Consider the following 12776-nt stretch of genomic DNA (forward strand, 5'->3'; position numbering starts at 1 on the left):
AAATGGACGACACACAGCGCCTTGTCGTGAGCCTGGAGGCCCGGCTTAACAAGTATGAGAAGGACATGAGCCGGGCGGCCAAAGCCACAAACGACAACTTCCGAAAGATGGAAGGCCGCGCCCGGCAGTCGGCAGAGAGCATGGAAAAGACGATGGGTAACGCCGCGTCGTCCATTGGTAGCAAGCTCGAAACGATGTTCGCCCCACTGGTGCGTGGCGGTGCTCTTGTTGCCGGCATGGGTGGAGCAACCATTGCGCTGAAGGAAATCGCGAACAGCGTCGCCGAAGTAGACCGTGAGGCCCGTAAAGCTGGTGTCTCATCGAAGGTATGGCAGCAGTGGACCTATGTCGCCACTGGCACCGGCATGAGCATCGACGGCGTGACCGATGCCCTCAAGGAACTGAATATTCGCGGCGACGAATTCGCCAAGACCGGCAAGGGCAGCGCTGAAGAGGCTTTCCAGCGTCTCGGCTATACCGCGACCGACGTTGCGCAAAAGTTGAAAGACCCCAGCCGCTTCCTTGATGAGATTATCGGCAAGCTTCAGAAGATGGACGCGGCAGCACAGACCCGCATCCTTGACGAGGTATTCGGCGGGACCGGCGCGGAACAGATGGCGAAAGTGCTAGGCCTGTCCGTCGCCGAAATCCAGAAGATGCGCAGCGAGGCCGCAACCTTCACCGATGAGCAGATTGAAGCCGCGAAGAAGATTGACAGAGAGTTTTCGACCATGTGGCGCAACTTCATGGTTTACGCCAAGCAGGCCGCCGTTGAAAGCGTCAACGTCGCATCGAAGGTGATCGGCTATATCAATGACCCGTCCAATGGCGCGCGCAATCTTGCCGTCGCCAGCTATAACAGCTCCGATAAACAGCTTCAGCGCCTTCAGACTCAACGTGCCGACCTTGCCAAGCAAATCGCCGAAACAGAAGCGAATCCGCTCAACGCCCTGAAGGAGACCGAACTTCGCCAGCTTCGCGCGGCTCTCGCTGCCATCGAAGACCAGATCGTCGCTCTGGGAGGCGGCAGCGACGAATTGAAGGCCGCGCTCCGAGAACTGTCCGGTATGACAACTAATGTCGGCAACAGTTTCATGTCGAACACGACCGCAGCGAGGAACTTCAAGACCGCGCTCATCGAACTGAAGAACCTCGTCCCGGAACTGAAGGCCGAACTCGACACCCTCGCCACGACGGACGGCATCGACGTGGCCTACAACAAGGCCGTGAACAGCGCCCGGACGATGGGCGAGGTCATGAACGCGACCGACCTTGCAAACCGCGCCAAGAGCATCGCCAAGTTTGGCAAGCACGATAATATCCTTGATCTCATCGCCAGCGTAGAAAGCGGCGGGGACTATAACGCGACCCTCGACAATGGCCGGTGGACGGGCGGCGCTCAGAACCTCACGGGCATGACGCTCAATCAGGTGCGTGAACTTCAGCGCAAAATGCTCGCTGACCCGGCGAACCGCGCCCTCTACGGCGACGGCAAAGGTTCGTCCGCGCTTGGCCGCTACCAGATCACGGGCGCGACCCTAGAGGGCCTTATCAAGGAACTCGGCCTGTCCGGTGATCGTCTCTATGATGAAAAGACCCAGGACGAACTTGCCCGCGCCCTTCTTCGCCGTCGTGGTAGTGATCCGGCAGCGCTTCGGCAGGAGTGGAGCGGCCTTAACCGCGTGGATGATGGCACCATTCGCAGCACCTATAACGGCACGCCGACCGCAGCCCAGCCCCTCGCCCCGACCGATGGCGAAAAGCAACGCACCGAACTTATCAAGCAGCAGGACGCCGCCCGCAAGAGCTTGAATCAGACGGTGCAAGAAGGCCTTGATCTCGCACGGTTCGAACAGTCGATCTCCAGCATGTCGGCATCGCAGCAACAGGTTGAGCTTGCGGTCTATCAAGCCCAACAAGAGGCTAAGCGCGCCGGGATTACCTTGTCAGAAGAGGAAATCGCCAAGCTCCGCGAGAAGATCACCCTGACACAACAGATTGATGGAGAAAACAAGAAGGTCGCGGCTTCCACGGATGGTTTGAAAAATGCGCAGGTCTATTTCGCCGAAAGCTTCACCAGCAGCTTATCAGGCCTCCTCACCGGCACACAGACCCTTGAGGGGGCGCTGAAAGGCCTCTTAAACAGTCTCGTTGATGCCAGCCTTCAGGCGGCGCTACTCGGCAAAGGACCGCTTTCCGGCCTGTTTGGCGGCGGAGGCACCGGCAGTGGTATCCTCGGGTCAATCTTTGGCTTCGCGGACGGTGGCTATACTGGCGACGGCGGAAAACATGAACCGGCTGGCGTCGTCCATAAGGGCGAATACGTCATGTCAAAGGCAGCAACGCGCCGCATCGGCCTGGGAAATCTTGAGGCGATGCACCGTGGGGCGCTTCGTGGCGGATATGATGAAGGGGGCTATGTCGGGAATACCCCTGCTTTGCGCGCTGCGGACGTGAAGCCCAGCTACAATAATGCCTCATCAGTCCAAAACATCAGCATTTCCACCCCCGTAACGGTGAACACTTCAGGCGGTGGAACGCCAGAACAAAACGCCGACCTCGCAAAACAGGTATCGCGCGAAATGGAAGCGACGATGCGCTCGGTCGTAGTTTCAGAACTCCAGCAGCAAATGAGACCGGGTAATCTACTCAGCGCTGGACGCGGCAGATAAACGCAAGACGCCGGAGGTCATCCCTGACTTCCGGCGCTCGCAATCAATTTTGATCTGTCTAGCAGCACAATGCCGCTTTTGATCGCGGCTATTTTCTCACCAAGGCATAACTTTCGTCAATATCCTTCAGTATAAATTTCTTGTCTAATGACCTAAAATCAAAGGTAACTAGACATTTGATTGTATAATTGCAAATTGCTACAATGAGACAGTGCAAAAAAATAAAGGGCCGGTCCGCTTTCGACGGAAGACCGAGCCCTTAGAGGTTTTATGAATGGAACTATATTACCCGACGCAGGGTAAAAGTCAACAATTGCCTGTGGTTTTTGTTGACGAAGGCTCAACAAAAGACATCTGCAAAAACGAGTGTTTTGCAACATTTTCGGCATGCGCAAATCCCGCCGAAACCCCTACGGCACAAGGCGTTCCCGCCTCTCACGGGGACGAGGCTCTAGTATATGCAAACAACCATACAAACCCCCCTAAGCCTGCCTATCTTACACTCGTCACTATTGAGCTTCGAAGGTATGAGGCCCATCAGGAAGAACATAAGCCTAGAGGCCGGCACGCAAAGACGTCCATCAAGGCAGGCCGCGCCACTCACCAGAAATCGAAGGCCTGGAAACGACTGCCAGCTGATGATCGGGAACGCCGTGTCCGCGACTACGCCTTCCGCAGTGAGTCCGTTACCTTCACCTTGAACCTGACCCCAGAGAAGCAGGCGAAGCTTCAGAAAGAAGAACGTCCGGCTAAAGCGCTTGCCGATGCTATCAACCGACGCTGCAAGGCCTTGCTTGGCCACGCCGTGCCGATCTCACTGGCGTTGGAAGTCAGCCCAACCGGGCGACTTCATGCCCATGGTATCGCGACCCTGGAGCGCGGTGAACGGAAGTCTTTCCGGGAAGCCCTGAAGTGTGCGGGCGGAAAATTGCAAGTCCCGGCCACCGGACGGGAAACCGACACCCGTCGGCTTTGGAGCGCTACCGGATGGGCCGCTTACATGCGCAAGAGTTTCCACGAGACGGCTGAAGCGCTTGGCACCGACAAAATCGTCTATCAGTGCAACGCAACACGCGCCGGTGCGCGTGATGAGTATGAAGCCAGCCTAGCCAGACAGAAAATCGCACGGAGAAATCGCCGATAAATCAATTTTTACTTACTAAGTATCTGATATTATTTGTTTTTATTAATTTTAACACTTTACATGTTGCGTTAGATCTGGGATGTTTGTTCGCGTTAACTCAATCATAGGACGTGGGAAATGCAGACTGAAATGAATGAAATTTACCTGCCGGATGATCTGTATGAGGAAGTGGTGAACCGCCTCGTTGAGGCTATCCCCCTGCTTGGCGGACGCGATGAACTCATTGCTCGACTTGGGGAAGTCACCGGAATTTGGCCGGCACACAGCAAACCGGAACCGGCCTTCAAATATGCGCTCGCATCTTAACAATAACGTGTTAAATGTTAGATCATCACAACGGGGGTTATCGATGGTCAAGACCGCAGCCGAATATCAGCGCGCATATCGCGAGCGGCTAAAAGAACGAGAAAAGGAAGCTGTCGGCAATGCTGATGAGGCGTTCAAGATGCCCTTCCATGAGTTCATGGCAGACCACTGGTCTGACGTGACTACATATCTCGAATGGTCGGGGGTTGACGTTCTGCCTGATTATGCTGCGGACGGCGATCACGATCCCGATTGGGTGGAAGAGACAGATGGCCCCTATCGCGGTGCGCTTGGCCGGGCAGAACGCATGGTCGGGCATTACCTGGACGCTGCGAACACGCTTGCAATGTGGATCAACCGCTACAAGGAACAAGAAATCAACGCCAGGATCGCGGAATTAGAGGCCTCTGACCTCAACGATCCGGACGCACGCAAACAGGCTTTGGCGGATATCGTCAAGCTTACAAAATATCGCGACCAGTTATCTAAGCAGGTCCGGTGGACCCTTCCACAATGGAAGGTGAAGGGTGAATAGCCCGAAGGGGAACGGCAAAGCGAAGTTTGGTCGCAGAGCTTCGCCGTCCCTCTATCTCAGTGTCACCAAACAAAGGAGTTCAAATGACGTTCGAAAATACCACAAGTAACCGCCCTGCGGCAACGCCGGCGCTCAAACCTGCTTTCGGAGAAAAGAGCCGGGCAAATAAAGATGCAACGAGAGGGGAAGCCGCATAATGGCAAACGCTCCCAAATCGCATTTCTCGCCAGATCTTCAGGCAATCATTGATGCAAACCGCAAACGGCATCATGACGCTTCAGGCAAAGAAGAAGACGACATTCACCAGCTCGCCGTCTTGATCAAGGCCGCAGAGGTAGCCACGCAAGCTATGCCGGACGACCCTCATCATTTTCTTTTCGCAGCCGGATATATCGGCGCTTTGATCACGGGGAAAAAGGGTCTCGAACGAGCAAACGAGATTGCAGCAACCCTTTAAACGCTAAGGCCCGCTTCGGCGGGCCTTTCTTTTAGCAGCGAAGATAGTTCACTTGGCAAGGACAGCATGCACCTTCGGGAATCGCTTGATTGCCAACTGACCAAGAGCCACATAGTCTACGGGCGTCGTCTGCGGACGCGGCTCATAGCAACCGGCGTCTGCCGGATGATATGTTCCCGATTTAACAGTCATAGCAATTATCCCTGCGCTCACTTGAGTATCATTGAGCTATAGCACGTAAGTGCACCCTAGTTCAAATTTTGGAATTCAATAAGAATCACATGACCGACTGTTTGAACATCAGCAAAAGAGGGAGCGCCCGAAACCATCCGATTTCTGTGTATATCTCAACGTTGCAAGGCATCCGATGAGATTCGCTGGCTGCAAATCCAACGGTTCCCGAATTATCGCAGGAAAAGAGACCCAATGCGACAAACCTTGTAAGAGAAAAATTCAGGCCTTCCGAGGAGACCGTAAAGTCCTCTGCCTTTAGTTTAACAGGCTCCTGCCGCATTTCTTCTAGATCAACTTCGAAAAGACGATCTAACACTATCTTATCTTCCGGCTCAAGTTTACTGATTGCATTGGTGATCAAAGCAGTTATGCCAATGGAATTATTCTTTGGATTGGCGGCGTTAGAGATGTATGAAGCCCATATATCTTGCAGCCCGTCATCGCTCTCATTAGATAGCGCGTCTATCAAAGGAATTGCTGCACGCTCCTCGAATATGAGAAAACTCTCATCAAGCCCTAAATTTCGAAGGTGCTTTTCGGTCTTGATAGCTACAGATGCGCGGTTCCTTATTCTAAATCCTTTAGCTGAATCAGCAGCGGCACCTGCCCAAGCGTTAATCGCTTCTCGGAAAGTTTCAGCCAAATAACGACCTCCCTTTTCTCCGGTGTCTATTGCCTTGCCGGTAGTTTTCGCGACTTCTGCGATAGCCTTGAAGCCTTCTTCCCCAACCATTTGTTCATCCTCTCTTATTTAGCTAAGCAGGTTCGTTGTAGAATTCGACCAGGAAAACCTAGAAAAGTCGTCGAACGTTGACGTGTCGTGGCACCCTCAAGTAAACTAGGAACGCAACTGCGGCTTCCGTGATTAAGCGACAGGCATGTCCATAAGGCCAACCACTACGAGTCTTGTCGCTTCTTTGGCTTTATTCCTCACGACGTAGGTTCTCATATAAATTTTCTCCCTCCCCATCGCTGCAAGAATTTTACTTTGCAACGTCGATTTAACATCCGAAGGTATATTGAAACTCATTGGCGAATTAGGGAAATCTGCCCTAACTTTACCCCATCCACTTTCTTTATTGTATTGTATAATATTTCCAAGTATCGAAGTCATTTGTTGATCAACAACATCGCTTTCAATTTCTTCAGCCATTTTCTTATTTAGATATAAAATATTACGCGGCTTTCCAGACGTATTGCTTCGAGCTATTACCTGCAAACTATCTGCACTTGTTCGCAGCACAGTAGCCATTTCTGTGACAAGCGGCGCGGACATTGAGATCAGCTTTTGCTCGCGAACAGGGTCAATTTTATGAAGCTCCAAGCTATTGGCTCCCAGCAGATTCACCCGCTCCCTTTCCGCAAGCAGCCTCTCGTAAAGCTCTGCATTTTTGTCGGCCATAGCAATGAGATGATCCTGATTTTTATCAACAAACTCTAGCACCTGCTTCATCTGATCAGTATTGTTCTCACTGATTTGGCCGAAGGTATCCGTGATCTTTTGAACACTGTTCAAAGACTTGGCCACTTCACTGTCAGAAGACTTTCCAACAATTCTTTCGAAGACATAAGTCATTAGGGTGGAAAGACTTGTGCTGACGAAGGCATCGTATCCTGCCATTACCAATGGAGCAAGGATCGTAATGTCGAACGATCCTTCTTTATGCGTTTCCAGTAGCACGTCAAAATTGCTACTCGCATGAATCCGCTTACTAAAGCGACCAAGATCACGAAATTGCGCAAGCTTAACGACGAGCCTAGCCGTAGCATACTGGAATCGCGCCGCCTCATAGAAATTTAGCGTATGCTGATCTGCTAACCTGCCTTCAAAATGAAACTGTATTTTTTCTGGCAATCTCCCACCCCCTCCTAGTCCGAGAATCAGTTTCTTATACTGACGAGCTCAACCGGACAGTGCAAGATCGACATAATTTCCCGCCTCTCAGGGAGGTGGATACGATCGACGGCCAACAAAAGTAGATTGCACAACCAGAGAGACAACGTTTGACCGCCTTCATGAACCGAAAAAGTGTTCCGGTTTCTGAATTGCCAATACTATTAACTTATTGATATCAATTAGAAAACATAGTGTGGCTGGGGCGCCTGGATTCGAACCAGGGATGGCGGTACCAAAAACCACTGCCTTACCGCTTGGCTACGCCCCATCACAATGCACGCGGATCAATGATGCCGCGCGTTTGGCATGCCGGTCATTAGCAAAAGCGCGCACGGGCTGCAATCGCTGATTTGATATTTTCCGTGGAAAGCGACGAGGAACATCATCACTCAAAGGTTAAGAAATTACGGAACGATCCCCGGCTCCATCTGTTGTGATGATGAACCACCACGAAACAGAAAAGGACTTAGAGATGACAAAGATTAATGAAGCAAAGATCCTTATTCTTGCCACTGATGGCTATGAACGTTCGGAATTGCGGGTTCCGCTGGATCAGTTGAAGGCCAAGGGCGCGTCAGTGACCATCGCCTCGTTGAAAAAAGAACCGATCAAAAGCTGGGATGACAAGAACTGGGGTGACACGGTCGATGTAGACCTCACTGTCGAAGAGGCTTCTGCCAGCAATTACGATGCGCTGGTCATTCCCGGTGGTCAAATCAATCCGGATATCCTGCGGGCCGATGCCAAGGCCGTTCAGCTGGTGCGCGATTTCGTCGCGTCCGGCAAGGTCGTCGCTGCTGTCTGCCATGGGCCTTGGCTGCTGGTCGAAGCTGATGCGTTGCGCGGCCGTCAGGCAACGTCCTATGCCTCGATCCGCACCGATGTGAAGAATGCCGGTGCTCGCTGGGTTGACCAGACCGTGGTTGCCGATCAGGGCATCATCACCTCGCGAAATCCCGGCGATCTCAATGCGTTCGTCGCCAAAATCGTCGAGGAGGTCGAAGAAGGCCGCCATGAGCGGCGCGCCGCCTGATCTTTTTTCCCATTTAAAAAATGGAGCACCCCTTTCCTTGGAACGGGGTGCTTTCTTTTGGTGCGTCAACAGCTTTACTCCGCAACCAGCATGTTTATCATAGGATTTTTTCGAGACATGCTTGTGTGACAAGGATTTCGACATGCCCGGATATTCCGCCCGCCCGCCTGCCATTTCCACGCTTTTGATCGATGATGCCGTGGTGCGGGTGACGCGCTGGGATTTTGAGCCGGGTGCCGCCACCGGCCATCATGTCCATGGACTTGGCTATGTCGTGGTGCCAATGACGGATTGCGAATTCCTGATCGAGGACACGGCTGGCGAACGGCGCGTCACCAGCCGGGCTGGCGAGGCTTACCGGCGCGAGGCGGGCGTGGAGCACAATGTCGTCAATGGCGGCACGCTACCGATGAGCTTTATTGAAATCGAATATAAATGAGAGGCCGCCATGTCCTGTTCTTGGCATCGTTCGCCCTTGAGTTCTGATAGACCATGACAATCCAACCGAATATCAGCGCCGATTATCATGCAGACCATGGACGCCGCATCCCCATTATTGGCGGCGTCGAACGGGTCACGGCCAATAATCCCTCCGCCATGACCTATATGGGGACCAATACCTATATTGTCGGCGAAAAATCCGTCTGTGTGATCGATCCTGGCCCCGATAACCCTGCGCATTTCCATGCTTTGCAATTGGCGCTGCGCGGTCGCGAAGTCAGCCATATCATCGTCACCCATACCCACCGCGACCATTCCGGCCTTGCCCTGCGGCTGCAAGACCTGACCGGGGCAAAGCTGGTGGCCGAGGGCCGGCACCGGCTGGCGCGCCCCTTGCACCCCGGTGAGGCGGCCGCCTTTACCGAAAGCGGCGACCGCGATTTCACCCCCGACCTCACCCTTGGCGACACCGAGCGGCTGAAGGGGGACGGCTGGACACTGGAAACCGTGCTGACCCCCGGCCATGCCGCCAACCATGCCGCCTTTGCGCTCGTTGGAACCGGCATCCTGTTTTCCGGCGATCATGTCATGGCCTGGGCGTCAACGGTGATTGCGCCACCCGACGGATCGATGCGCGATTACATGGCCTCGCTGGATGTTCTGCTGGCGCGCGACGACCTTGCCTATTTGCCCGGGCATGGCGGGCCGGTTCTGTCTCCCCTCGACCACGTCTCCCGGCTGAAAGGCCATCGACTGAACCGCGAAGAGACCATTCTTGGCCGCATTCAGGCCGGAGACAGGACGATAGACGAGATGTTGGCCGCCATTTACCACAATATCAGCCCGGATCTCTATAAGCCCGCTGTCCTGTCTATTCTGGCGCATCTGGAGGATCTGGTGGCAAGGGGCGCTGTCCAATGCGAAGGGCCAGCCTTGGCCGACAGCCGGTTTCACCCGGCTTGATCAGCACATGAGCTGAAGATATCACCGGTCCGATCAGCGATCACTGGCTGGCGATACCCAGCAATTCGCCATCCAGCGCGGTCAGGTAGCCATTGGCGATGGCGGCGGCAAAGCCGAGATCGTGGGGACCGTAGCGGCTGGAAACCCTGATATCGACGAGTACCGTCTCCTCTTCTTCCCGCAGCCGAATGAGAATATCGAAGGGGAAGCCAAGAATGAAATTGCGGGTGCTGGCCTGGATGCGAATCACCCCGGGCGGCTCGTTATCGGGAATGAGATCCTGGGCCTGCGGCTGCGGTCGCGGGATTGGCACCGGCACAGGTGCAGGCCCGGCAGGCGTCCCGGAGACCGCCGTCGGAGCCTGGAAATCCGGGCGGGCATAAGCTGCCCCGCGCGTCGCCGTTACGCTCCAGCGCTGGTCGGAAGCCACTTTGCGCACCGCCTGATAGACCCGATCCAACGCTCCGTCATAGCGGCGCACGGTCAGGGTTGGATAGGCCTCCGCCTGTAGACGGGCTTGAACAACGGCATCGCTCAGTGGGCGCGGCAGCCAGCTGGATTTCGACGCTGGGGACACGATCCAGCCGGGCGGATCGGCGGTATCGCTGACCACTTCATAAAGCATCGGTCGGGTCTGGTAGCGCTCAGCCGCCAGCCCCAGCACCGAAAGCGGCAGAGCCGCAATGACCAACGCCCGGCTAGCAGCCAAGCCGCCCTTGGCGCCGATCGACCAGAGCCGCCACAGGCCCCAGAGAGCAAACGGCACCGATAGCGCCGCCAACCCGCCACAGAGCAGAACCGCAAGCACGAAGCTCGGCATGGACAGCGGGCCGAAACGGAACCCAAGCCAGGCCGCCACCAAAAACAGCAGGGACAAAACCGCCAGCCTCCAGGCCCAGCGGGCGGCAATGGAAACGGGACGAATGAAACGGATGGTCATGCGGAATGCGCCGTCTCCAGATCTTCTGCTGAACAATGTCTGAAACCAATGGCGAGTTCTGAAATTGTGCAGCAGGTATCAAAATTTCCACGATCTCAAAGGCATCAAAAACCCCGGTCGATGACCGGACAGTGTCAGCTTTCAATGCATGTACAGCCTTGCAGCTGGAAACCGTAGTCTCTCTCACCCCATACCGCATAAATTCTCCGGTCGGAATCGATTTCAGGAAAGTTGCCGCAAAACATCCTTCGCGCACTTGATAAAACGCAAGGCGCTTTGCGAGGACTTGCTGCATATATGTTGTATGAATATTCGCTATAATAGCTTATTTCTGTTGCATAATTTCATCCGTAGCGCCAACCGGAACCGAGCAACATTGTCATGGAAACACAGTACGGCCAGGCTAGCTTACCGATCTTTTCTGACTGCCGCGTCCACACCTTTAATGTAAAGGACGAGGAATTCAGCAATTTTTAGTTGCTTTACTCTTAAGTTCAGGTTGTCTTGTTCTGAAGTGCTTATTAGAATGTGTCAATATTTACTCCGGTCTATTTCTTGGAAAAAACCGGTGGGTGGGAGCCTTGGGAGGGGTGCATGACATGAACCGACATAAAAGCCTTTTGCTTAAAGATATCCAGACATGCGGCAGATTTCAGAAAATTTAAAATTCTATCAGATTCAATGGCTTGAGATATCTTTAAAGTAATGAACATGGCTCGTTTTCAATGATTTCCGACAGGAAATCAAAAGCGGAGGACACAATCGGCGATAACGGCATGCATGATCTTTGCCGATCCCGATAGGCGGAACGTTTATCCAAGGTGAATATCCGCAGTGCCAGCAAATGAGTGCGCAAGCAAATGACCGGGGGCAGAGTGGGGAAAAAAATCAGGACGTCGGGCAATCGCCTGACATTGACCGAAGTTGCGGAGAAAGTCGGCGTCAGCCCGATTACTATTTCAAGGGCGCTGAACAAGCCGGAAAAAGTCTCTCCAGGACTGCGCGAAACGATTCTGAAAATCGTCGAGGAGCTTGGCTATGTGCCCGACTACGCCGCGCGGGCCTTGGCCAGCCGAAACAGCAATACAATCGGCGTCCTGTCCTCGCTGCTCGGCACCAATATTTTCCCCAAGGTCATGAAGGGTATCGAGGATCGGGCCCGGGGCACGGGCCTGCGCATCCAATATGTCAATACGCGCTACGATCCCGACGAAGAGCTTTACCAGCTCAGACAATTTTTCGCGCAGAAGCCGACAGGCATCATCATTGGTGGTGTGCAGGTCGATCCGCGGGTGACGGAAATGCTGCATGATGCGCCCTGCCCTGTCGTGCAGTTTATCGATATCAGCTATCCGCCGGTCGATATGGCCATCGGCATCAACAATGCCGCCGCCGCCGATGTCGCCATCCGGCATCTGCTGGATGTGGGCTATCGCCGGATCGCCTTTTGCTCGACCGGTACCGATATTCCAGTGCGGATGCGGCTGGAGAGCTATCGCAACAGGCTGAGGGAAGCAGGGCTTTACAATCCTGATCTCGAAGTCAATGTGGACGCAAACGATTGCTTCGGATCAGCGGGCAAGACGCTCGACACATTGTTTGCCGCCGATCCCGAGGTCGATGCTGTCCTGTGTTGTCATGACGACCTGGCGCTTGGCCTGCTGTTCGAATGCCAGCGGCGCGGCATCAGTATTCCCGACCGGCTCGGACTGTGCAGCTTCACCGACCTCGATTATTGCGCCCACACCGTGCCTGGCCTGACGACGGTGCGCACCCCGCTCTATCAACTCGGCTTTCGCGCCACCGACATGATCATCCGCAGCCAGGACAAGAGCCGCCAGAAACACACGACGGATCTCGGTTTCGAACTGATCGCCCGAGGCTCCACCCGCCGTCCCAAACAGTGAACCATACGGTGGCTTACCAGCCGCCAACCGGGGCTTGAATATCAGCCCAAAACCTGTAGACAGACCCCGAACGCGACCGCCGTTATCTATAGAACGGGGTCGGGCGGCCGATTGACGTCACGCTGCTGCCACGAGATTACGTGGCCGTTCCTTTGGTTTTCAATTGCAAAATTTGCCACAGCTTGACGAATCGACACATGGTCGGCAGTCTTGTTTTGGCGTGGCCTGCGCCTAACCTCCCAGACCT

13 protein-coding genes and 1 tRNA gene are annotated in these 12776 nt (G+C 54.3%); 9 read left to right on the forward strand and 5 right to left on the reverse strand.

The window, feature by feature from the left end; all coding sequences use genetic code 11:
- The first annotated feature begins 2 nt into the window (after window positions 1-2).
- The 5 genes from H1Y61_RS15185 to H1Y61_RS15205 all read left to right on the forward strand — a co-directional run bounded on the left by H1Y61_RS15185 (window position 3) and on the right by H1Y61_RS15205 (window position 5114).
- Window positions 3-2672 carry a phage tail tape measure protein gene (locus H1Y61_RS15185; RefSeq protein ID WP_180573092.1) on the forward strand — a complete coding sequence of 890 codons (2670 nt, stop codon included), beginning with the start codon at window positions 3-5 and terminating at the stop codon, window positions 2670-2672.
- A gap of 274 nt (window positions 2673-2946) precedes the next feature.
- A complete protein-coding gene (locus H1Y61_RS15190; protein WP_180573093.1) occupies window positions 2947-3816 on the forward strand; it encodes a hypothetical protein in 870 nt (289 codons plus the stop codon).
- Window positions 3817-3933: 117 nt separating this feature from the next.
- Window positions 3934-4122 carry a hypothetical protein gene (locus H1Y61_RS15195; protein WP_180573094.1) on the forward strand — a complete coding sequence of 63 codons (189 nt, stop codon included), beginning with the start codon at window positions 3934-3936 and terminating at the stop codon, window positions 4120-4122.
- A 43-nt stretch (window positions 4123-4165) separates the two neighbouring features.
- On the forward strand, window positions 4166-4657 hold the full coding sequence (locus H1Y61_RS15200) for a hypothetical protein (RefSeq protein WP_180573095.1): 492 nt from the start codon (window positions 4166-4168) through the stop codon (window positions 4655-4657).
- A 196-nt stretch (window positions 4658-4853) separates the two neighbouring features.
- Window positions 4854-5114 (forward strand): hypothetical protein, encoded by a 261-nt coding sequence (locus tag H1Y61_RS15205; protein ID WP_180573096.1) that lies wholly within the window; start codon window positions 4854-4856, stop codon window positions 5112-5114.
- A 48-nt stretch (window positions 5115-5162) separates the two neighbouring features.
- On the opposite strand, the gene H1Y61_RS15210 is transcribed toward H1Y61_RS15205, so the two are convergent.
- The 4 genes from H1Y61_RS15210 to H1Y61_RS15225 form a co-directional block, all read right to left on the reverse strand.
- Window positions 5163-5306, reverse strand: coding sequence for a hypothetical protein (locus H1Y61_RS15210; protein WP_180573097.1), 144 nt, complete (start codon window positions 5304-5306; stop codon window positions 5163-5165).
- Between the two features lie 85 nt (window positions 5307-5391).
- Entirely contained in the window at window positions 5392-6081 is a 690-nt protein-coding gene (locus tag H1Y61_RS15215; RefSeq protein ID WP_180573098.1) for a hypothetical protein, read from the reverse strand.
- 132 nt (window positions 6082-6213) lie between these two features.
- Window positions 6214-7203 (reverse strand): DUF7946 domain-containing protein, encoded by a 990-nt coding sequence (locus tag H1Y61_RS15220; protein WP_180573099.1) that lies wholly within the window; start codon window positions 7201-7203, stop codon window positions 6214-6216.
- Window positions 7204-7439: 236 nt separating this feature from the next.
- A tRNA-Gln gene (locus H1Y61_RS15225) sits at window positions 7440-7513 on the reverse strand.
- Between the two features lie 204 nt (window positions 7514-7717).
- Here H1Y61_RS15225 and H1Y61_RS15230 point away from each other — a divergent pair.
- The 3 genes from H1Y61_RS15230 (at window position 7718) to H1Y61_RS15240 (ending at window position 9682) form a co-directional block, all read left to right on the forward strand.
- Complete coding sequence (locus H1Y61_RS15230) at window positions 7718-8278, forward strand: type 1 glutamine amidotransferase domain-containing protein (protein WP_174110196.1); 561 nt, start codon at window positions 7718-7720, stop codon at window positions 8276-8278.
- A gap of 142 nt (window positions 8279-8420) precedes the next feature.
- The gene (locus H1Y61_RS15235) at window positions 8421-8717 is read left to right on the forward strand and encodes a cupin domain-containing protein (RefSeq protein WP_174110195.1); all 297 of its coding nucleotides are present in this window, start codon (window positions 8421-8423) and stop codon (window positions 8715-8717) included.
- Between the two features lie 53 nt (window positions 8718-8770).
- The gene (locus tag H1Y61_RS15240; RefSeq protein ID WP_180573100.1) at window positions 8771-9682 is read left to right on the forward strand and encodes an MBL fold metallo-hydrolase; all 912 of its coding nucleotides are present in this window, start codon (window positions 8771-8773) and stop codon (window positions 9680-9682) included.
- Window positions 9683-9722: 40 nt separating this feature from the next.
- On the opposite strand, the gene H1Y61_RS15245 is transcribed toward H1Y61_RS15240, so the two are convergent.
- Window positions 9723-10622, reverse strand: a complete 900-nt coding sequence (locus H1Y61_RS15245) for a DUF1499 domain-containing protein (RefSeq protein ID WP_180573101.1) — start codon at window positions 10620-10622, stop codon at window positions 9723-9725.
- Between the two features lie 860 nt (window positions 10623-11482).
- Here H1Y61_RS15245 and H1Y61_RS15250 point away from each other — a divergent pair.
- A complete protein-coding gene (locus tag H1Y61_RS15250) occupies window positions 11483-12529 on the forward strand; it encodes a LacI family DNA-binding transcriptional regulator (RefSeq protein WP_235680761.1) in 1047 nt (348 codons plus the stop codon).
- Window positions 12530-12776: the final 247 nt, after the last annotated feature.

Source organism: Agrobacterium vitis (genome assembly GCF_013426735.1).
GTDB lineage: Bacteria > Pseudomonadota > Alphaproteobacteria > Rhizobiales > Rhizobiaceae > Allorhizobium > Allorhizobium vitis_D.

What these genes read in the sequence shown, in the direction of transcription:
- H1Y61_RS15185 (WP_180573092.1), top strand. Translation starts at nt 3, where the DNA reads ATGGACGACACACAGCGCCTTGTCGTGAGCCTGGAGGCCCGGCTTAAC.
- H1Y61_RS15190 (WP_180573093.1), top strand. Translation starts at nt 2,947, where the DNA reads ATGGAACTATATTACCCGACGCAGGGTAAAAGTCAACAATTGCCTGTG.
- H1Y61_RS15195 (WP_180573094.1), top strand. Translation starts at nt 3,934, where the DNA reads ATGCAGACTGAAATGAATGAAATTTACCTGCCGGATGATCTGTATGAG.
- H1Y61_RS15200 (WP_180573095.1), top strand. Translation starts at nt 4,166, where the DNA reads ATGGTCAAGACCGCAGCCGAATATCAGCGCGCATATCGCGAGCGGCTA.
- H1Y61_RS15205 (WP_180573096.1), top strand. Translation starts at nt 4,854, where the DNA reads ATGGCAAACGCTCCCAAATCGCATTTCTCGCCAGATCTTCAGGCAATC.
- H1Y61_RS15210 (WP_180573097.1), bottom strand. Translation starts at nt 5,306, where the DNA reads ATGACTGTTAAATCGGGAACATATCATCCGGCAGACGCCGGTTGCTAT.
- H1Y61_RS15215 (WP_180573098.1), bottom strand. Translation starts at nt 6,081, where the DNA reads ATGGTTGGGGAAGAAGGCTTCAAGGCTATCGCAGAAGTCGCGAAAACT.
- H1Y61_RS15230 (WP_174110196.1), top strand. Translation starts at nt 7,718, where the DNA reads ATGACAAAGATTAATGAAGCAAAGATCCTTATTCTTGCCACTGATGGC.
- H1Y61_RS15235 (WP_174110195.1), top strand. Translation starts at nt 8,421, where the DNA reads ATGCCCGGATATTCCGCCCGCCCGCCTGCCATTTCCACGCTTTTGATC.
- H1Y61_RS15240 (WP_180573100.1), top strand. Translation starts at nt 8,771, where the DNA reads ATGACAATCCAACCGAATATCAGCGCCGATTATCATGCAGACCATGGA.
- H1Y61_RS15245 (WP_180573101.1), bottom strand. Translation starts at nt 10,622, where the DNA reads ATGACCATCCGTTTCATTCGTCCCGTTTCCATTGCCGCCCGCTGGGCC.
- H1Y61_RS15250 (WP_235680761.1), top strand. Translation starts at nt 11,483, where the DNA reads ATGACCGGGGGCAGAGTGGGGAAAAAAATCAGGACGTCGGGCAATCGC.